Raw genomic sequence first — 18,462 nt, forward strand, 5'->3', positions numbered from 1 at the left:
TGCCCATCCAGCAAGTAGGAAAGGGACACCCGGCGCCATGAAGAGGCTTCTTTCCGACAAGGTGCTCCTGCGCCTGGTGCTCGGCAACCTGCTGGTGGCCGGCCTGCTGGGCTTGGCCACCTGGTTGAGCCTGCGCGCCAACCACCAGGCCGACCTGGACCTGGGCGTGGCCGTCACCCGGAACCAGGCCCGCAGCCTGAGCCTGGAGCTGAACGCCGAGATGCGGCTGGTGGACAACGCCCTGGCCACCGTCGCGGGCCGCTACCGCAGCCGGAGTCTGGAAGGCGCGGACGTGGCGGCGCTGGCCCTCTATGAAATCCTGCAGGAGCAGCGCGCCCTCGTTCCCTTCGTCACGGCGCTGCGCGTCACCGACGCCAATGGCCAGGTCCTGCAGAGTGCGAACGAGGAGGAGCCGGCATTTTCCGTGGCCGAGCGAGGCTACTTCGACCGGGCGCGCAACACCGACCGCATGGTGGTCTCCGACCCGCTGGTCAGCCACTCCTTCAAGAAATGGGCCATCGTGCTGGCGCGGCGGCTGCAATCCGGCGACGGGGATTTCCAGGGCATCGTCTACGCGGTCGTCGCGGCCGAGCATTTCCAGTCGCTGTTCCGCCGCCAGGCCTTCGGGCCCGACAGCGCCATTGCGCTGCGTTCGGACAAGGATCTGCTGGTGGCCCGCTACGCGGCAGGCGATCCCCAGCCCATGGCCGGCATCGGCGGCTCGGAAGTCTCGGGCGAGTACCACCGGGCCCTGGCCGATGACCGGGAGCTTGGCTGGTACATCACGCCCACGCTGCTCGATGGCGTGGAGCGCATCACGGCCTACCAGCGCCTGGCCGGCTATCCGCTGACCGTCTTCACCGGCCTGGGCACGGAAAGCTACCTGGCGGGGTGGCGTGCATCGGCCTGGCGTGCCTGGGCGCTCACGGGCCTGAGCATCGCGCTGATCGCGCTGGGCTCGGTCAGCCTCTATCTGCTGCAGCAGCGCGAACGCGTGGCGCGCATCCGGCTCGCCGAGCTGCTGCGCCAGCAGGAACTGTTCATGGACAACGACCTCATCGGCATCGCCCGCCTGCGCGAGCGCCGGCTGCTGTGGACCAACCAGGCCCTGCAGCGCATGCTCAAGCGCCCGGCCGGCGAGCTGCTGGACCACTCGGCGCGCATCCTCTACCCGGACGAGGAAACCTACGAACGCTCCGGCGAACTGGCCTATGGCGCGCTGCGCTCCAGCGGCAAATGCCACGCCCAGATGCAGCTGCAGACCAGCGATGGCAGCCTGCTCTGGGTCGATGTCAGCGGCGCAGGCCTGGCCGATGGCGAATCGATATGGGTCTTCGTGGACATCGACGCCCTCAAGCGCGGCGAGCAGGCGGCCCAGCACCAGGCATTGCACGACGTGCTGACCGGCCTGGCCAACCGCCGCGCGCTGCAGGCGCGGCTGCAGCGCGCGCTGGCCCAGGCCAGCGGCCCCGGCCAACTGGCCGTCTGCTTCATGGACCTGGACGGCTTCAAGCAAGTCAACGACACCGAAGGCCACGACGCCGGCGATGAAGTGCTGCGCATCATCGCCCGCCGCCTCACCACCCAGGCCCGCGAAACCGACTGCGTCGCCCGCCTGGGCGGAGACGAATTCGTGCTGCTGCTGGACGAACTGGCCTCGGCCGACGACGCCCGGCAGATCATGCAGCGCTGCCTGGCCGCCATCCGCCAGCCCATCCGACTGCACAGCGGCGCCACCGTGCAGGTCGGCGCCAGCATGGGCATCGCCCTCAATGCCTCCCGGGAAGATGCCACCCAGCTCCTGCAGCGCGCCGACGAGGCCATGTACGCGGCCAAGCGCGCGGGCAAGGGGAGGATTGTGCTGGCGGGCGGGTAGGGATTTTGGGGCTATGCCGCCGTTGTGATCGGGGCAGTTGCCGGGGCAGGTGGGGCCGTGGGCTCAACAAGGCAAGGCCTCGAATGCCGAGCCAAAAGACGACGCAACGCTGTTGATGGCCCGTGTGCACACGCGTGCCCGGTTGAATGCGATGTCGCACAGCAGCGCGATGGCAAAGGCCAGATAGGCTATGTAGGCCAGGCCGATGTAGCTGCCAAACACAATGGTGTGCAGCCAGTCCTGGGCGAACAGATACAGCGTGGCAGTCACCGCCGAGGCGGTCACCAGCACGATGGCGGGCAGTGCCAGCTGCAGCCCCGCCCGCCTGCGTCGCGCCGTCACGCCGGCCAGGGCCAGAAACACCAGCGCATTGGACGCAGTGAAGATCCTGAACTCCCGCACTAGGCTGGCCGTGGTCTGGTGGTAGGCCGACTCGATGAATTCCACCAGCCGGGCGCGCATCTGGATCAGCGATGCCAGCTGGGTGGCCTGGCGTTGCTGCGCGTAGACGGCCTTGCGCTTGCGGCATTCGCAGTCGGCGCGGCGCATGTCGGTCATGACCGAAGCCAGCTTGTCGGGAATGCCTGCCTCGATCTCGCGCCGCACTGCGGCGATCTCGCTGTCTGTCCTGCCAAGCGCCTTCTGGGCCAGGCCCGCCATGCGCGAGCCTGAAAGCGCATCCAGCTGGGTGCCCAGCCTGCGCTCGATCTCGATGCGGATGATCTCCTTGCCCAGGCTCTCGACCAGCAATGGCGAGGAAAACGACAGGGCGAAGGCTGCGCCGAACACAAGCGTGCCCAGGATGCCGAAGCAAAGAATGAGGGTTCGCATGCGCAAGCGGTGCCGTGACTTGTCAACCCTTGCGCGGCGCCATGCCCAGCGTGGCCAGCAGCCCCGCGCAGGCGTCTTCCACCAGGTCCAGCACGTCCTCGAAACCCCGGTCGCCGCCGTAGTAGGGGTCGGGCACTTCGCGCGCGGAGTGCTCGGTGCAGAAGTCCGTCAGCCGCTGTACGCGGTGCCATTCGGACTCGGGGCAGATCCTGCGCGCTGCAGATTCGTTGGCGCCATCCATCACCAGCACCTGGTCGAATGCCGTGAAGTCCTCGGCCCGTAGCTGCCGCGCGCGCTGCTGCGAGAGGTCATAGCCGCGCCGTGCGGCATGGGCCTGGGAGCGGTGGTCGGGTGCCTCGCCCACGTGGTAGCCGTGCGTGCCTGCAGAGTCCACTTCGATGCGGCCCGCCAGGCCCGCGTCGGCCACCATTTTCTCGAGCACGCCGTGGGCCGTGGGGCTGCGGCAGATGTTGCCGGTGCAGACCATGAGGATTCTTTTCCTCTTTGTGGCTGGCCTGCTGCCAGCTGACTGTTCCCGAATCTGTTCCATAAACCTCCCTGTGGGTAACGGGCTTCACGACATCTCGATGGCCTGCGATGCCAAGGCGCTCGCCGGCATTTTCCACGCCCCGCACCTGATCTGCCGGGCCGCTTATGCTGCGCCCATGGTGGAACTGCTTTGTTTCTGGATGGCCCGGGTGGGCGCGGCCCTGCTGGAGTTGCGGTTGCTGCGCAGCAGCGACGGCGGCTTCAGGGTGATGCTTATCACGGCGGCCATCGTGGTCATCGTGTGCCTGGCGTTGCTGTCCTTGTACGCCTGAGCCCGCAGGGCGGGCACGGGCAGGCGCCCTGTCGGGCGGATTTCATGGTGCCGCGCCGCCGGCAGGGGACGTGGCTGAACTCAATGCAGCGCCATCTTGCATGGCAGTGCGGATTCTTCGATCACGGCGGAATCGATGCATCAATCATGTGCGGCCCGGTGATCTTCTGCGACGGGATCCAGACCAGGTAGGACCTCCACATGCCCCGATCATTGCAGTACACAAGGTACTCGCCTGGGTCCAGGCGGCTCTCCCGGTATTGGAATTGCACGCAGCCGATAGCTTGGTTCTTGCCCAGCGCGATGGCGATGTCTCGGCTGAAATCAGTTCTCCACGGACCGGGATAGCGCTCGGTGAGCGGCACACTTTTCGGCGCAGGCACAAGGAAGGCCACGGCCAAAAACGCTGCGGCGATCACTGCCGCTGCTCTCAGTTTGTTGTTCATCTCTGTCTAGATCGGGCCTCTGCAGTCAAACAATGCGCAAGGACATGCCCGCCTTTTTGGGCAGCAGGGAGGGTTCGAACCCATAGCGGCGATAGAACTCCGGCGTGCCGTGGTCGGCCATGAGGCTGACATAGGCCGTGGGCAGGGCATTGCCGTGGATGTACTGCATCAGGCGCTGCATGATGAGGTGGCCCAGGCCCTTTTTCTGGTGCTCGGGGATGACAGCGATGTCCACGATTTCGAAGAAGCAGCCGCCGTCTCCGATCACGCGGCCTATGCCAACCGGCGTTGCATCGGCATAGACGACCACGCTGAACAGGCCGTTTTTCAGGCCGATGGCGGCCGCCTCGGGCGACTTGCGGCTCAGGCCGGCAGCCAGCCGGATCTGGATGTAGTCCTGGACGGCGGGGACGTGGTCTTCAATGCGGTAGTTCATGGATGGTGAGGGCGCCAGGGGCATATCGGAGGATCGGCAGAGCGCCATCATAGGCAGGCGTCTGCCGAGAGGGAGGGCAGATCGCCGCGCTCAGTCCCAGCGATCGATCGTGTAGCCCTGGGTCCATCCATTCGAGACGACTCGCAGCGATGCGGGATAGGCATTGCCCTGGTCGCGCAGGTCAATGCCCACGGCAGAGCCTTCGGCCAGGCCGGCCATGGTGACTGCGTTGGAGTGCGCCTCCACCGTGGCGCGCACGCCGTGCAGCTCGGCGCGCAGCAGGCTGGGGAACAGCGCGGCACCCACGTTGCGGGTTTCGCGCGCGCCGTCCAGCAGCAAGATGATGCCGTCGCCCTGGTGCTTGAAGCGTTCGCCGTCATCGTCCCAGCGGGCCGGCAGCCGGGTGATACCCGCCACGCTGACCCAGCCTTCACTCAGGCCGAACTGGGCCGCGGGGGAGCCGCCGCTCCACACATACCAGGAGAACGGATGGTCCCACTGGAACAGGCGCGGCGCGTCTTCGTTCACCGCCGTGGTGATGCCGATGAAGGGGTTGGCCGTGGCGCGGATCTGTACCTCGATCTGCTCGGCCGTGGGGATGATGGTGCGCACGAATTTCTGCAGCGTCATGGTGATGGCGGGCGTGGCCATGCCTGACTTGGGCTGTGTGGCGCCCTTGGGCAGAACATGCGCAAAAAGACCGCTGCCCGTGCGTGGGGCGGGCTCGCGCCTGCGCGGCGTCCAGGTCTTGGGCACTTCCTCGAATCGGGCCATCCGGCGCGGCAGGGCAGGTGCCAGGCCCAGCTGCTCGAACACTTTCTCTGCCTGCGCAATGCCGCCGGCGGTGGGTGCCGCCTGCGGGCGCTGGTAGCGCAGCGGGTGCATTTTTGCGGCGAACGCGCGCGAGACGTCGGCGTAGCTCTTGCCCGCCGCGATGTCCTCCAGCAGCGTGCCGATCATGGAGCTGCGCGGATGGCAGAAGCCGGCCGGCGCCGAGGCAATGGCGCGCCAAAGAATGTTGTCGGCTGCCTGCGGGCTCCTGGCCTGGGCGCGGTCCGTGTGCAACTGGTGCAGGAACTCGGCCTGGCCCAGCACCCGTTCGGCGCTGTAGAGCTGGTCGGAGCGCAGCAGCTGCAAGGCGGTGGCCACATGGTCGCTGTGGAAGTCGCCAAGGGCGCGCTCCATGGTGCTGAAGTCTTCGCGCCTTTCCGCCATCTTCTGGCCTGCGGTCAGCAGCGTGCGCTTGAATTGCAGCGCCTGCGGCGCCGTGACGTGCATGTGCGGATGCCCGCCCGCCTGGGGCCGGCCCCACACGGCAGGGGTGGCGAGGAAGACGCCACGCACGGTGGCGCGGCGCACGGCGGCGGCCATGGCCGCCACACCGGCACGGTGGATGCCGGGCGCATCATCGCCCCACAGCAGCGGCGTCTGGCGGCCGTCGGCCGCAAGGGTGACCAGGCCGCCAAAGCGGCGCACGAAATTCTGGCAGCAGCTGCAGGTATGGCGCTGGCGCAGTTCGGCAGGCAGGGCGGCCAGATAGTCGTCGAACAGGCCGGTGGCCGTGGTGTCGAAGACCTGGTCGCCGCCCTCCTTGAGTCTGGCCTCGAATCGGGCCTGCAGGCCGTGGAGAAAATCTGCGTAGCTGTGTTCGTCGCCCGCGTTGTGGGCTGCGGCGTCCGGATTCCCTGCGTTCATATCCACCCTCATGCATCTGTCGAGGCGGCAATGATGCCCGACCGGCAAAGGTGGAATGCAAGGCAGATGGTTCTACCGCGCCATCACGGGACGCGGGGAACCCCTCCCCATGCTGATCTGACCGAGACCTCAGTGCAGCGCCACCATCAACTGCCCATTCTCATTGCGCACCGCATGGGCGCGCACAGAGTGCTCGGGCGCTTCCAGGCATTCGCCGGTGGCCAGGTCGAAGTGGTGCTTGTAGATGGGCGAGGCGACGACGACGCGCTCGCCCAGGCTGCCGACCAGGCCGCGCGCGAGCACGCTGGCGCCGCAGCGCGGGTCCACGTTGTCTATGGCGTAGAAGCGGTCTTCGCCAAGGCGAAAGACCGCCACATGCCGGCCTTCGACCAGGGCGCAGACCCCCGTGTCGGGAACGATGTCGCGGGTGGCGCAGACGGGCATCCACTGTTCTTGTGCGGGGTGTGTCATGGCGGTGCCTTGTCGGTGGTGTGGGTGCGGGCCGGGACCAGGCCTGGATCAGACCAGGGCCTCGCTGCGCTCTTCGCTGCGCGCCGGGCGGATCTGGCCGCGCTCCTGCACGAAGACGATGTGCTCGTCGGGCTGGTCGCTGTTGATGAAGCTGCGAAAGCGCTGGCGCACTTCGGGCGTGGTGACGGCGGTCTTCCACTCGCACTGGTAGGTGTCCACCACATGCTGCATCTGGGCCTCGAGTTCGGCGCCCAGGCCCAGGCTGTCGTTGACCACCACGTCCTTGAGGTAGTCCAAGCCGCCTTCCAGGTTTTCGCGCCAGGTGCTGGTGCGCTGCAGGCGGTCGGCCGTGCGCACGTAGAACATCAGGAAGCGGTCGATGAGCTGCAGCAGCCTGTCCTTGGACAGGTCGGAGGCGATCAGCTCGGCATGGCGCGGCTTCATGCCGCCGTTGCCGCAGACGTAGAGGTTCCAGCCCTTGTCGGTGGCGATCACGCCCACGTCCTTGCCCTGGGCCTCGGCGCATTCGCGCGTGCAGCCCGAGACGCCGAACTTGATCTTGTGCGGCGCGCGCAGGCCCTTGTAGCGGTTTTCCAGCTGCACAGCCAGGCCCACGCTGTCGTCCACGCCGTAGCGGCACCAGGTGGAGCCCACGCAGCTTTTGACGGTGCGCAGCGACTTGCCGTAGGCATGGCCGGACTCGAAGCCGGCGGCAATCAGCTCCTCCCAGATCAGCGGCAGCTGCTCCACGCGGGCGCCGAACAGGTCCACGCGGGCGCCGCCCGTGAGCTTGGTGTAAAGGCCGTATTTCTTGGCCACCTGGCCGACGGCGATCAGGCCGTCCGGAGTGACTTCGCCGCCGGGCATGCGCGGCACCACGGAGTAGCTGCCGTCCTTCTGGATGTTGCCCAGGTAGTAGTCGTTGCTGTCCTGCAGGCTGGCGAGCTGCGGCTGCAGCACGAACTCGTTCCAGCACGAGGCCAGGATGCTGGCCGCCAGCGGCTTGCAGACATCGCAGCCCAGGCCCTTGCCGTGGCGGTGCAGCAGCTCGTCGAAGGTCTTGATGCCGCCCACGCGCACCAGGTGGTACAGCTCCTGGCGCGAGTGCGGGAAATGCTCGCAGACATGGTTGTTGACGGCCATGCCGCGCCGGGCCATCTCGGCCTTCATGACCTGGGTGGCCAGGGGCACGCAGCCGCCGCAGGTGGCGCCGGCCTGGGTGCAGGACTTGAGCTCGGCCATGGTGCAGGCGCCTTCGCCCACGGCTGCGCAGATCTGCGCCTTGGTGACGTTGTTGCACGAGCAGATCTGTGCCGTGTCGGGCAGGGCGTCCACGCCCAGGCCGGGCTTGGCCTTGCCGTCGCTGGAGGGCAGGATGAGGAACTCGGGCTCCTCGGGCAGGGCGATGCTGTTGAGCGTCATCTGCAGCAGCGTGCCGTACTCATCGGCATTGCCCACCAGCACGGCGCCCAGCAGCTGGCGGCCGTCCTCGCTGACCACGATCTTCTTGTAGACCTGCTTGCGCTCGTCGATGAACTGGTAGTTGCGGCTGCGCGGCGTCTTGCCCTGGGCGTCGCCGATGCTTGCCACATCCACGCCCATGAGCTTGAGCTTGGTGCTGAGGTCGGCCCCGCCGAAGGCGGCCTCGGCCTCGCCCGCAATGTGGCGGGCCGCCACGCGCGCCATGTCGTAGCCGGGTGCCACCAGGCCGAAGGTCTGCTCGCGCCAGGAGGCGCATTCGCCAATGGCGTAGACGCTGCGGTCGCTGGTGCGGCAATGGTCGTCCACGGCCACGCCGCCGCGCGGGCCTATGGCCAGGGCGCATTGGCGGGCGATCTCGTCGCGCGGGCGGATGCCGGCGGAGAAGACGATCATGTCCGTCTCCAGGTGCGTGCCGTCGGCAAACACCATGCGGTGGCGCGCCGTGGCGCCGTCGGTGATCTCCAGCGTATTGCGGCCCGTGTGCACCTGCACGCCCAGGTCCTCGATCTTGCTGCGCAGCACGCGGCCGCCGCCGTCGTCCACCTGCACGGCCATCAGGCGCGGGGCGAACTCCACCACATGGGTCTCCAGGCCCAGGTCGCGCAGGGCCTTGGCGCATTCCAGGCCCAGCAGGCCGCCGCCCACCACCACGCCGGTCCTGGAGCGCGCGGCCGATGCCTGCATGGCCTCCAGATCCTCGATGGTGCGGTAGACAAAGCAGTGCGGCCGGTCGCGCCCCGGCACGGGCGGCACGAAGGGCGCCGAGCCTGTGGCCAGCACCAGCCGGTCGTAGGCGATGACTTCGCCATCGGCCGTGGTCACGGTGCGCTCGCGCCGCTCCACGGCTGCCGCCCTGGCCGCCAGGCGCAGCGTGAAGCCGCTGGCCTCGAAGAAGCCGGGCGCCACCAGGCTCAGGTCCTCGGCGCTCTTGCCGGAGAAGAATTCCGACAGGTGAACACGGTCGTAGGCGGCGCGCGGCTCCTCGCACAGCACGGTGACGTTCGCGTCTGCCACGCCCAGGGCATGCAGCTGCTCGAGAAATTTGTGGCCCACCATGCCGTGGCCGATCACAACGATGTTCATCTGGCGTCCTGCGTTGCGCATCCAGTGTTTTGCGGGCCGCAGGCCAGGGCCAGCGGGTCAGGGCAGCCAATGCAAGTGCCGTGCCAGCACCGCGGCGCGGTGCCTGCCCGTGGTGCACGCTGTCTGGTGCGCAGACAGCGTGCACCGCAATGCGCCCGCCGCACCGTGCAGGGGCGGGGTGCGCCGTGGTGGTGCGTCAAGTGCGATCAAGTGCGCCAGGAACGCCCGGTGCGTCAGGCGCGAGGCAGTCCCTGCGCGCGGCTGCGCCAGGCCTCGGGCGCGCAACCGAATTGCGCAGCGAACCAGCGCGTGAAGGCGCTGTGGCTGGCATAGCCGAGCATGGACGCGATCTGGCCCACGCTGTAGTGGGGATGGTCCAGGTAGCGCAGGGCCAGTTCGTGGCGCACTTCGGTCAGCAGCTCGCTGAAGCTCAGGCCCTCGCGGTCCAGTTCGCGCTGCAGCGTGCGCAGGCTGCGCCCCATGCCCTGCGCCACGCCTGCGCAGGTGGCGTTGCCCGAGGGCAGCAGCAGGTAGATGACCCTGCGCGCCTGGTGGCCCACGGAGGCGGCACGGTGGGCCGGCATGGCCTCCACCAGCCGCAGCGCATAGCGCGCCAGCGCGGGGTCGGCCAGCGGGTTGGGCTCATCCAGGTCGGCGGCGCGGCAGGCGATGCCGTTGAACTCGGCGCCGAACGTGATGCGGCAGCGGAACATGCGGCGGTGCTCGGACAGGTCGGCCGGTGGCGCGTGGCTGAAGCTGACGCCTTGTGGCCGCCAGCGCTCGCGCAGCAATGCCTCGCACATGCGCCACAGCACGCCCATGGCCAGTTCCACGGACTGGCGCATGGCGCCGTGCAGGACGAAGTCCTCGCGCAGGATGACGATGCCCCCTGCATCCTCCAGGTGGATCAGCAGCGATTCGTTGACCAGGTGCATGTGCGCGACCAGCGTGTCCAGCGCATGGCGCAGCGTGGGCTGGTGCAGCAGCAGCAGGCTCACGGCGCCGAAGCTCGACAGCTGGCGGTGCCGGGCCATGCGCAGGCCCAGGGACTCGCAGCCCGTGGACTGGGCCGCGTCTTCCAGCAGGCGCGCGACGATGGCCACGTCGATCAGCTGGTCCTGCTCGCGCAGCAGCGCGGGCCGCAGGCCGGCCTGGCGCAGTGCCTTGTCGGGGTCGCCGCCCAGTTCGCGCATGACGTCCGAAAAATGGGTCAAGGCCGCCGCGCGCACCATGGTGACCATGCTTGCCCTCCTGTCAGTCCGTGGCCTGGTGGCACGAAATGCAAAGAGGATGGCATGGCTTGCATAGTCCGCGGAACCGGGTTTTCCTACATTGCAGAGACCGGCCCCACGCCGGGCGGACCGTGCCGCCACGGGCCTTTACAACAATGACAGGAGACAGGCATGCGCATAGAGCCCATGACATGCGCCATCGGCGCCGAATTGCTCGGCGTGCGGCTGGCCGACGCGGTGCGCGACGACGCGCTTTTCTCGGAGATCAGGGCGGCGCTGCTGCGCCACAAGGTGCTGTTCCTGCGCGACCAGGACCTGGCGCGCGCCGAGCATGTGGCCTTTGCGCGGCGCTTCGGCGAGCTGGAGGACCATCCGGTGGCCGGCAGCGATCCCGAGCATCCGGGCCTGGTGCGCATCTACAGGACGCCCGAGCAGCCCAACGACCGCTACGAGAATTCCTGGCACTGCGACGCCACCTGGCGCGAGGCGCCGCCCATGGGCTGCGTGCTGCACTGCGTGGAATGCCCGCCCGTGGGCGGCGACACCCTGTGGGCCAACATGGCGCTGGCCTACGAACGCCTGCCGGACGCCGTCAAGGCGCTGATCGCGCCGCTGCGCGCGCGCCACAGCATCGAATGCACGTTCGGTGCGGCCATGCCCATCGAAAGGCGGCTGGCGCTCAAGGCCCAGTACCCCGATGCCGAGCATCCCGTGGTGCGCACCCATCCCGAGACCGGCGAGAAGGTGCTGTTCGTGAACGGCTTCACCACGCATTTCACCAATTTCCATACGCCCGCCAATGTGCGCGTGGGCCAGGACTTCACGCAGGGCGCCTCCGGCCTGCTGCAGTACCTGATCGGCCAGGCTGCCATTCCCGAGTACCAGGTGCGCTGGCGCTGGCGGGCGGGCAGCGTGGCGATCTGGGACAACCGCGCCACCCAGCACTACGCGGCCATGGACTACCCGCCCAGCCACCGGAAGATGGAGCGCGCGGGCATCGTCGGCACGCCGACCTTCTGAACCACGATCACGACACAAGGAGACATGCCATGAACTTTCTCGACGGCCACCTGTTCCCCGAAAACCAGCAGCCCCTGATCATCACGGCCGCGCCCTATGCGCCCTCGTGGCTGCCCTCGGACTTTCCCGGCGAGATCGCCGTGACCATGGACGAGCAGATCCAGAAGGCCGTGGACTGCTACAACGCCGGCGCCACCGTGCTGCATCTGCATGTGCGCGAGCTGGACGGCAAAGGCAGCAAGCGTTTGTCGAAGTTCAACGAACTGATCGCCGGCGTGCGTGCGCGCGTGCCCGAGATGATCATCCAGGTGGGCGGATCGATCAGCTTTGCTCCCGAGACGGACGGCGCGGCCGCCAAGTGGCTGTCCGACGACACGCGCCACATGCTGGCCGAGCTGGAGCCCGTGCCCGACCAGGTCACGGTGACCATCAATACCTCGCAGATGAATTTCCTGGAGCAGTTCGATGCGCGCGACATACGCGGCACCTCCATGGAGGACCCGGCCGTCTTCAATGCCTATAGGGAGATGACCGTGCCCGCCCAGCCCGGCTGGGCCGAGGAGCACATCCGGCGCCTGTCCGCCGCCGGCATCCAGAGCGCCTTCCAGTGCTACAACATCAACAGCTTCGAGTCGGTGGAGCGGCTCATGCGCCGGGGCATCTACAAGGGCCCGCTGGTGATGAACTGGGTGGCGATTGGCGGCGGCATGGACGCGCCCAGCATCTACAGCCTGGCCAACTTCGTGCGCGCCGTGCCCGACGGCGCCGTGCTCACCGTGGAAAGCTCGGTGCTCAACGTGCTGCCCGTGAACATGATGGGCATTGCCATGGGCCTGCACGTGCGCTGCGGCACCGAGGACAACCTCTGGAACCAGCGCCGCACGGCCAAGATGGGCACGGTGGCGCAGATCGAGCAGCTGGTGCGCATCGCAGGCGAGTTCGGCCGCCCCATCGCCACGGCCCAACAGGCGCGGGAGATCTGCCGGATCGGCCAGTTCTACGGCACCGTGGAAGAGACGCTGGCGGCCAACGGCTTCGCGCCCAACCGCAACGGCGCCCAGCAGGGATTTCTGCGCAAGGCCGCCTGAACCGGGAGCCCATGATGCAACGCATGCCCCCCTGGACTGCCATCGCCCTGGCCGCCTCGCTGCTGGCCGGTGGCGCCCACGCCTTCGGCGACAAGCCGGTCCGGCTCATCGTGCCGGCGCCGCCCGGCGGCACCATCGATGTGTTCGCGCGCATCATCAGCGACCAGCTGGCGCAGGAGATACGCCAGCCCGTCATCGTCGAGAACCGGCCCGGCGCCGGTGGCGCCATCGCCGTCAAGCACATGCTGTCCCAGCAAGCCGACGGCAGCACGCTGCTGGTGACGGTGACCAACATCCTCACCGAGGTGCCCCATGTGCTCAAGGTCGGCTTCGACCCCATGAAGGACGTGCGGCCCGTGGCGCAGATGGCGCGCTCGGTGATGCTGTTCATCGCCTCGCCGCAGTTTCCCGCGCGCGACGGGGCCGAGGCCATCGCCTACGTGAAGGCCCACCCGGGCACGCTGTCGTTCGCCTCGTACAGCCAGGGCACGGCCTCGCAGTACGCGGGCGCCATCCTCAACAGAAGGGCCCACCTGGACATGGAGCATGTGGCCTTCCCGGGCTCGGCGCCCGCGCTGGCCCAGGTCATGGGCAACCAGATCCCGCTGATGTTCGACGGATCGGTCACCTCCAAGCCGCTGATCGCGGGCGGCAAGGTCAGGCTGCTGGCCGTGGCCTACAAGAGCCGGCTGCCCGACTACCCGCAGGTGCCCACGCTGGCCGAGCTGGGCTATCCCGAGGTGGATTTCAGCAACTGGAGCGGCGTGTTCGCCTCGGCGCAGACGCCACGCCCGCTGCTGGAGAAGATCCACGGCGCGCTGGCCCGGGTCAACGCACGCAAGGCCGTGCGCGAACGCTATGCGGGCACGGGCTTCGAGCCCGTCGAAGGCGATCGCTCGCTGGAGCAGATGTCCACCGACCTGCGCACCGAGTTCGACCGCAATGCCGAGATCGTCCGGAACTTCGACATCCGGCTCAACTGATGCAGGGCGCCCCACCCAGGCGCTACACAAGGAGACTCCATGGCAAAGGCCATACGCTTTCATACCACCGGCGGCCCCGAGGTGCTCAGGCTGGAGCATGCCGAGGCCGGCGCGCCCGGACCCGGCCAGGCGCGCGTGCGCCACAGCTTCATCGCCGTCAATTTCATCGACATCTATTTCCGCACGGGCCGCTATCCGCTGGCCCTGCCCAACGGCCTGGGCTCGGACGCCGTGGGCGTGGTCGAGGCCGTGGGGGAGGGCGTGACCGAAGTGCGGCCCGGCGACCGCGTGGGCTACCTGATGGGCCCGCAGGGCGCCTACAGCGATGTGCGCGTGATGCCGGCCGAGGTGCTGATCCCGCTGCCCGACGGCATCAGCGACCGCACGGCGGCCACGCTGATGATGAAGGGCATGACGGCGCAGTACCTGTTCCGCCAGGTCCATCCGCTGCAGGGGGGCGAAACCATCCTCTACCACGCGGCGGCCGGCGGCGTGGGGCTGATCGCCTGCCAGTGGGCGCGTGCCCTGGGCGTGACCATGATCGGCACGGTGAGCACCGACGAGAAGGCCGCCGCCGCGCGCGCCAACGGCTGCGCCCACGTCATCGTGACCTCGCGCGAGAACACCGTCGCTCGCGTGATGGAGATCACGGGCGGCAAGGGCGTGCCCGTGGTCTATGACTCGGTGGGCAAGGACACGCTCATGGATTCGCTGGACTGCCTGCAGCCGCGCGGCCGGCTGGTCAGCAACGGCACCTCGTCGGGCTCGGTGGTGGTGGACTCCCAACTGCTGGCCTCCAAGGGATCGATCTGGATGACGCGGCCCGCGATGGTGCACTACATCCAGCCGCGCGCCCACATGCTGGAGATGGCGCGCGAGCTGTTCGACCATGTGCTGGCCGGGCGCATCGCCAGCGAGCCCCAGCAAAGCTTTGCGCTGGCCGATGCGGCCCAGGCGCACCAGGCGCTGGAGTCGCGCCGCACCACGGGCGCGACGGTGCTGATTCCCTGAAATGGACCTGCCATGCAGACCCCTGCGCTCCATGCCTTCGGCACCGTGGCCGCAGGCCGCAGGCCCGTCACCTGCGGCCTTATCCGCAGTGCCAGCCTGCATGGCTATGCCGACCTGGTGAAAAGCCTGGGCCATGATCCCGCCGTCCTTGTGCGCGCGGCGGGACTGTCTGCGCGCCTGCTCGACGACCCGGAAACGCTGATTCCCATCCATGCCGTGCGCGAGCTGCTGGAGGTGGCCGCGCGCACCACGGGCACGCAGGATTTCGCGCTGCGCCTGGCGGCGCGGCGCAGCCTGTCCCACCTGGGCCCCATCAGCCTTGTGCTGCAGCAAGAGCCCACGCCGCGCCAGGCGCTGGACACGCTGTGCCGCTACCTCAAGCTGCTGAGTGCGGGCATGTTCGTACGCATCGAGGACGCGGGCTCCGGGGTGCTGGTGCGCCAGGACCTGGTGCCCATCGCGGGCATGGCCATGCGCCAGTCCATGGAGCTGGCGGTGGGCGTGATGTTTCGCGTGCTGCGCGAGCTGATCGGCGCCCAGTGGCGCCCGCAGCAGGTCAGCTTCGTACACCGCGCACCGGCCGATGCATCGGCACACCGTGCCTTCTTCGGCGTGACCCCTTTGTTTGACCAGCCTTTCAACGGCATGGTCTGCCGCCTGGCGGATCTGCAACTGCTGCGCGAATGCGGCCAGGGGCAGGGCTCGGGCGTTGCGCGCTTTGCGCGAAGCCATCTGGAGCAGGCGCTGCGCAGCCGGGGCGAAGGCATGCAGGCGGCCTGCAGGGAGCTGATCATTGCACTGCTGCCGGGCGGCCGCTGTACGGCCCAGCAGGTGGCACGCCAGCTGGGAATGGACCGCCGCACGCTGCACCGCCGCCTGCTTGCGGAGGGGCAGACTTTCTCGTCACTGCTCGACACCCTCCGCAGGGAACTGGTGCTGCGCCATCTGCAAGACGGTAGCCAGCCCCTGGGCGAGGTGGCAGGCCTGCTGGGGTTTGCCGCGCCCAGCGGCTTTTGCCACTGGTTCCGGGCCGCTTTCGGCGCCAGCGTCTCGGACTGGCGCAGGCGGGGGCAGGGACGGATTGGCGAGGCCTAGTGCGTCAGGCGGTCTTGCGCAGAAATCCCTGGTTGCCGCCGTTGCGGTTGGGCGCGAAGCCGTTGGCCGCCAATGTCTCTTCGGCGGTGTCGTAGAACACGCCAATCTTGCTGATGGCGCGCGCCTGTTGCGCCGTGGCGATGGGGCGGCCGAACTCGCGCGCGATGCGCACCAGTTGTTCGATCTGGGAGACGGTGCTGGCCTTGGCGCTGCGCGACTGGTTCCACAGGCAGTCCTCGGTGCCGCAGCGCACGTGCAGGCCCATGGCAATGCCCATCATGTTCACGGGCAGCACGTTGCGCACATTGCTTTCCACGGTGAGCACGGCGCCGTCGGGCACGGCGCGCACGAAATTGGCCAGGCTGTAGATGCTGGGCGCGTCCATGCCGCCGCCAATCGCCACCCAGTTCATCACCAGCGGGCCCTTGTAGATGCCGCGGCGCATGAGCCGCTCCACGGACTCGAAGCTGTTGATGTTGTAGCACTGGAAGGCGCTCTGGATGCCGGCGGCCGACAGGCGCCGGATGTGCTCCTCGGCCCAGCCGGGCTGGGCGGGCACGGTCATCTCCTTGTAGGCGTCGAAGATGGCGGGCTTCTCGCGCGAGGTGCCCCTGAAGTCCGCGTCCTCGGCCTGCTCCGTCACGTTCATCTGCGAGGTATTGACGGTCACCGTGACCTGGTCGGGCACGGGCTCCAGCTCGGCCAGCATGTGGCGCGTGTCGTCGGACAGCCACTTGGCGGCCGCGCCTTCGGTCTCCGGCGCGAAGCTGATGGAGCCGCCCACCTGGATGATCATCTCGGGCACGCGCGCACGCACGCCGGCGATCAGCTCGTTGAACTTCGACAAACGCTTGCTGCCTTTGCCGTCCAGCTCGCGCACATGCAGGTGCAGCACGGTGGCGCCGGCGTTGTAGCAGTCCACGGCCTTCTGGATCTGCTCTTGCATGGTCACGGGAATGTCTTCGGGGAAATCGCCGGGCAGCCAGCCCGGCGCATAGGGGGCCGCCGTGATGATCAGGGGCTGCTGGTTTTCGGGGAACAGGTGGCCATCGAGAAAATTCATGGGACGCTCCGGTGGGTGGGGGTGAGGGTTGGGTGTGGAAAGAGTCTGTGCAGGGCCTCAGCGCGGGATGTCGCCGACGATGCCCGCGCGCTCCATGCGGCGGGGAGCCGGGTAGTAGTCGTTGAGCGCGTAGTGCTGGGTGCTGCGGTTGTCCCAGACGGCCACGTCGCCGGGCTTCCAGGACCAGCGCACCTGGTATTCGGGAATCGTGGCGCGGCTGATCAGGTAGTTCATCAGCAGCGCGGCGCCGGGCGCCTTGTCTATGCCGTGGCGCACGTTCTCGGGCGTGCTGTAGTTGACGAAGTGGGTGCTGAAGCCCGCGCCCACGAACAGCAGCTTCTCGCCGGTCTCAGGGTGGGTGCGCACCACGGGATGCTCCACGGGCGGGTGCTCGCTGGCCAGCCGCGCGCGCGCCTCGGGCGCCATCACGGCGCCGAAGGTGTGCTCTATGCCGGCCTTGGCGCGCAGGCCGTCGATGCTGCGCTTGATGCTCTCGGGCAGCTCCTCGTAGGCCTTGACCATGTTGACCCAGATGGTGTCGCCGCCGATCGGCGGGCACTCTATGCAGCGCAGCACCGCGCCCATGGCCGGGTTGGGGCGCCACAGGCCATCGCAGTGCCAGGTGTTTTCGTAGCTGTGCGGATCGTCGCTGCGGTAGATGCGCACCAGGCCAGGGTGCTCGGGATCGCTGCCTGCCACGGGATGGTCCTCCAGTAGGCCGAAGCGGCTGGCAAAGGCCACATGTTCGGCGCGCGTGATGTCCTGGTCCCGGAAGAACAGCACGCGATGGGTCAGCAGCGCGGCGCGGATGTCCGCGAACAGTGCGGCGTCGCGTGCGGCATCGCCGAGATGGACGCCGGAGATTTCGGCGCCGATGGCGGGGGTGATCTGTCGGATCTGCATGGTCGGTGTTTCCCTGGAAGTCAGTTCGCGGTGATCTGGTATTTCTTCACGATGCCGGCGTTGCGCTCGGACATCTGGCGTGTCTCGCGCTGCAGCGCGGCGGTGTCGGTGAGCACCTCGGGCTCCAGCCCCACGTCGGAGAGCTTTTGCTGCACGGCCGGCGCGCTGGCCGCTTTCCCGATGGCGGCGCGCAGGCGTTCCATGGTTTCGGGCGGCAGGCGGGCCGGCGCGATCAGGCCCACCCAGCCGCGAAACTGCAGCTCGGGGTAGCCGAGTTCGGCGGTGGTCGGCACCTGGGGCAGGTGGCGCGAACGCCGGGGGCCGGAGAACGCGTAGGCACGCAGCTTGCCGGCCCTGATCAGGGGCACCGAGGTCAGCATGCCGTCGAACATGACGTCCACCTGGCCGCCCAGCAGGGCCTGCACGGCCGGCGGCGAGCCCGCGTAGCCCACATGCTGCAGGTCCAGGCCGGCCTTGTCGCTGAGGATCAGGCCGGCGTAGTGCGACACGGTGCCGGGGCTGTAGCTGGCAAAGCTGGTCTGGCCTTTGCGTGCCTTGAGCTGCGCGAGCAGCTCCTGCAAGTCCTGGGCGGGCTGGCTGGCCGCGGCCACCAGCACCACGCCCGAGCGGGCCAGCGAGGCCAGGGGCACCAGGTCCTTGAGCGGATCGAAGGGCATCTTGATCACATGGGGGATCTCGGCCAGCAGATTGCTTGCGCCCACCAGCAGCGTCTGCCCATCGGCGGGCGCCTGCAGCAGGGTCTGCATGCCCAGCAGGCCGCCCGCGCCCGGGCGGTTGTCTATCACCACGGCCTGGCCTGTTTCAGACGCGAGCTGCTGGCCCACGACGCGCGCCACGATATCCATGGTGCCGCCCGGCGGTGCGGGCACGATGAGCCTGAGCGGCTGGCGGCTCCAGGCCGTGCCG

18 protein-coding genes are annotated in these 18,462 nt (G+C 68.3%); 7 read left to right on the forward strand and 11 right to left on the reverse strand.

Translation table 11 applies throughout. The features are described 5' to 3' along the window. Window positions 1-37: 37 nt before the first annotated feature. Complete coding sequence (locus ACM14_RS18310; RefSeq protein WP_065346926.1) at window positions 38-1,876, forward strand: diguanylate cyclase; 1,839 nt, start codon at window positions 38-40, stop codon at window positions 1,874-1,876. 63 nt (window positions 1,877-1,939) lie between these two features. Here ACM14_RS18310 and ACM14_RS18315 read toward each other — a convergent pair whose 3' ends face one another. Together ACM14_RS18315 and ACM14_RS18320 are read right to left on the reverse strand one after the other, a co-directional pair. After that, window positions 1,940-2,707 (reverse strand): hypothetical protein, encoded by a 768-nt coding sequence (locus tag ACM14_RS18315; protein WP_065346935.1) that lies wholly within the window; start codon window positions 2,705-2,707, stop codon window positions 1,940-1,942. Between the two features lie 22 nt (window positions 2,708-2,729). Beyond that, on the reverse strand, window positions 2,730-3,194 hold the full coding sequence (locus ACM14_RS18320) for a low molecular weight protein-tyrosine-phosphatase (RefSeq protein ID WP_043823729.1): 465 nt from the start codon (window positions 3,192-3,194) through the stop codon (window positions 2,730-2,732). On the opposite strand from ACM14_RS18320, the gene ACM14_RS18325 reads away from it, so the two are divergent. Continuing rightward, complete coding sequence (locus ACM14_RS18325; RefSeq protein ID WP_225614073.1) at window positions 3,193-3,528, forward strand: hypothetical protein; 336 nt, start codon at window positions 3,193-3,195, stop codon at window positions 3,526-3,528. The two genes, ACM14_RS18320 and ACM14_RS18325, sit on opposite strands and share 2 nt — an antisense overlap. Window positions 3,529-3,649: 121 nt before the next feature. Here ACM14_RS18325 and ACM14_RS18330 read toward each other — a convergent pair whose 3' ends face one another. The 6 genes from ACM14_RS18330 to ACM14_RS18355 all read right to left on the reverse strand — a co-directional run bounded on the left by ACM14_RS18330 (window position 3,650) and on the right by ACM14_RS18355 (window position 10,381). Beyond that, window positions 3,650-3,973 (reverse strand): hypothetical protein, encoded by a 324-nt coding sequence (locus ACM14_RS18330; RefSeq protein ID WP_034390963.1) that lies wholly within the window; start codon window positions 3,971-3,973, stop codon window positions 3,650-3,652. Window positions 3,974-3,998: 25 nt separating this feature from the next. Further along, a complete protein-coding gene (locus tag ACM14_RS18335; RefSeq protein WP_043823658.1) occupies window positions 3,999-4,409 on the reverse strand; it encodes a GNAT family N-acetyltransferase in 411 nt (136 codons plus the stop codon). Between the two features lie 90 nt (window positions 4,410-4,499). Further along, window positions 4,500-6,104, reverse strand: a complete 1,605-nt coding sequence (locus ACM14_RS18340) for a hypothetical protein (RefSeq protein WP_084027403.1) — start codon at window positions 6,102-6,104, stop codon at window positions 4,500-4,502. A gap of 129 nt (window positions 6,105-6,233) precedes the next feature. After that, a complete protein-coding gene (gene nirD, locus ACM14_RS18345; RefSeq protein ID WP_013803814.1) occupies window positions 6,234-6,575 on the reverse strand; it encodes a nitrite reductase small subunit NirD in 342 nt (113 codons plus the stop codon). Between the two features lie 48 nt (window positions 6,576-6,623). Further along, the gene (gene nirB / locus ACM14_RS18350) at window positions 6,624-9,140 is read right to left on the reverse strand and encodes a nitrite reductase large subunit NirB (RefSeq protein WP_065346937.1); all 2,517 of its coding nucleotides are present in this window, start codon (window positions 9,138-9,140) and stop codon (window positions 6,624-6,626) included. Between the two features lie 233 nt (window positions 9,141-9,373). Beyond that, window positions 9,374-10,381 (reverse strand): AraC family transcriptional regulator, encoded by a 1,008-nt coding sequence (locus tag ACM14_RS18355; RefSeq protein ID WP_063327000.1) that lies wholly within the window; start codon window positions 10,379-10,381, stop codon window positions 9,374-9,376. 162 nt (window positions 10,382-10,543) lie between these two features. On the opposite strand from ACM14_RS18355, the gene ACM14_RS18360 reads away from it, so the two are divergent. From ACM14_RS18360 to ACM14_RS18380, 5 genes are read left to right on the forward strand one after another with little or no spacing between them, the layout of a single operon-like run. Then, entirely contained in the window at window positions 10,544-11,392 is an 849-nt protein-coding gene (locus tag ACM14_RS18360) for a TauD/TfdA family dioxygenase (protein WP_065346927.1), read from the forward strand. 29 nt (window positions 11,393-11,421) lie between these two features. Next, entirely contained in the window at window positions 11,422-12,480 is a 1,059-nt protein-coding gene (locus tag ACM14_RS18365) for a 3-keto-5-aminohexanoate cleavage protein (protein ID WP_034390966.1), read from the forward strand. A 14-nt stretch (window positions 12,481-12,494) separates the two neighbouring features. Further along, window positions 12,495-13,463, forward strand: coding sequence for a tripartite tricarboxylate transporter substrate binding protein (locus ACM14_RS18370; RefSeq protein WP_065346938.1), 969 nt, complete (start codon window positions 12,495-12,497; stop codon window positions 13,461-13,463). 39 nt (window positions 13,464-13,502) lie between these two features. Further along, window positions 13,503-14,474 (forward strand): quinone oxidoreductase, encoded by a 972-nt coding sequence (locus tag ACM14_RS18375; protein WP_065346928.1) that lies wholly within the window; start codon window positions 13,503-13,505, stop codon window positions 14,472-14,474. 12 nt (window positions 14,475-14,486) lie between these two features. Beyond that, the gene (locus ACM14_RS18380; protein WP_065346929.1) at window positions 14,487-15,569 is read left to right on the forward strand and encodes an AraC family transcriptional regulator; all 1,083 of its coding nucleotides are present in this window, start codon (window positions 14,487-14,489) and stop codon (window positions 15,567-15,569) included. 4 nt (window positions 15,570-15,573) lie between these two features. Here the strand turns inward: ACM14_RS18380 and ACM14_RS18385 are convergent, their stop codons facing one another. The 3 genes from ACM14_RS18385 to ACM14_RS18395 all read right to left on the reverse strand — a co-directional run. Continuing rightward, window positions 15,574-16,632: a 3-keto-5-aminohexanoate cleavage protein gene (locus ACM14_RS18385; RefSeq protein WP_065346930.1), complete on the reverse strand. Its 1,059-nt coding sequence runs from the start codon at window positions 16,630-16,632 to the stop codon at window positions 15,574-15,576. A gap of 57 nt (window positions 16,633-16,689) precedes the next feature. Next, the gene (locus ACM14_RS18390) at window positions 16,690-17,535 is read right to left on the reverse strand and encodes a TauD/TfdA family dioxygenase (protein WP_065346931.1); all 846 of its coding nucleotides are present in this window, start codon (window positions 17,533-17,535) and stop codon (window positions 16,690-16,692) included. A gap of 20 nt (window positions 17,536-17,555) precedes the next feature. Continuing rightward, window positions 17,556-18,462: tripartite tricarboxylate transporter substrate binding protein (locus ACM14_RS18395; protein WP_065346932.1), on the reverse strand; the 907-nt coding region annotated here is incomplete at its 5' end.

Origin of the sequence: Delftia sp. JD2, from assembly GCF_001682645.1 — a bacterium.
GTDB lineage: Bacteria > Pseudomonadota > Gammaproteobacteria > Burkholderiales > Burkholderiaceae_C > Comamonas > Comamonas acidovorans.

Bases quoted from the DNA above. Each gene is read 5' to 3' on its own strand.
- ACM14_RS18310 (WP_065346926.1), top strand. From the start codon at position 38: ATGAAGAGGCTTCTTTCCGACAAGGTGCTCCTGCGCCTGGTGCTCGGC.
- ACM14_RS18315 (WP_065346935.1), bottom strand. From the start codon at position 2,707: ATGCGAACCCTCATTCTTTGCTTCGGCATCCTGGGCACGCTTGTGTTC.
- ACM14_RS18325 (WP_225614073.1), top strand. From the start codon at position 3,193: ATGAGGATTCTTTTCCTCTTTGTGGCTGGCCTGCTGCCAGCTGACTGT.
- ACM14_RS18320 (WP_043823729.1), bottom strand. From the start codon at position 3,194: ATGGTCTGCACCGGCAACATCTGCCGCAGCCCCACGGCCCACGGCGTG.
- ACM14_RS18330 (WP_034390963.1), bottom strand. From the start codon at position 3,973: ATGAACAACAAACTGAGAGCAGCGGCAGTGATCGCCGCAGCGTTTTTG.
- ACM14_RS18335 (WP_043823658.1), bottom strand. From the start codon at position 4,409: ATGAACTACCGCATTGAAGACCACGTCCCCGCCGTCCAGGACTACATC.
- ACM14_RS18340 (WP_084027403.1), bottom strand. From the start codon at position 6,104: ATGAACGCAGGGAATCCGGACGCCGCAGCCCACAACGCGGGCGACGAA.
- nirD (WP_013803814.1), bottom strand. From the start codon at position 6,575: ATGACACACCCCGCACAAGAACAGTGGATGCCCGTCTGCGCCACCCGC.
- nirB (WP_065346937.1), bottom strand. From the start codon at position 9,140: ATGAACATCGTTGTGATCGGCCACGGCATGGTGGGCCACAAATTTCTC.
- ACM14_RS18355 (WP_063327000.1), bottom strand. From the start codon at position 10,381: ATGGTCACCATGGTGCGCGCGGCGGCCTTGACCCATTTTTCGGACGTC.
- ACM14_RS18360 (WP_065346927.1), top strand. From the start codon at position 10,544: ATGCGCATAGAGCCCATGACATGCGCCATCGGCGCCGAATTGCTCGGC.
- ACM14_RS18365 (WP_034390966.1), top strand. From the start codon at position 11,422: ATGAACTTTCTCGACGGCCACCTGTTCCCCGAAAACCAGCAGCCCCTG.
- ACM14_RS18370 (WP_065346938.1), top strand. From the start codon at position 12,495: ATGCAACGCATGCCCCCCTGGACTGCCATCGCCCTGGCCGCCTCGCTG.
- ACM14_RS18375 (WP_065346928.1), top strand. From the start codon at position 13,503: ATGGCAAAGGCCATACGCTTTCATACCACCGGCGGCCCCGAGGTGCTC.
- ACM14_RS18380 (WP_065346929.1), top strand. From the start codon at position 14,487: ATGCAGACCCCTGCGCTCCATGCCTTCGGCACCGTGGCCGCAGGCCGC.
- ACM14_RS18385 (WP_065346930.1), bottom strand. From the start codon at position 16,632: ATGAATTTTCTCGATGGCCACCTGTTCCCCGAAAACCAGCAGCCCCTG.
- ACM14_RS18390 (WP_065346931.1), bottom strand. From the start codon at position 17,535: ATGCAGATCCGACAGATCACCCCCGCCATCGGCGCCGAAATCTCCGGC.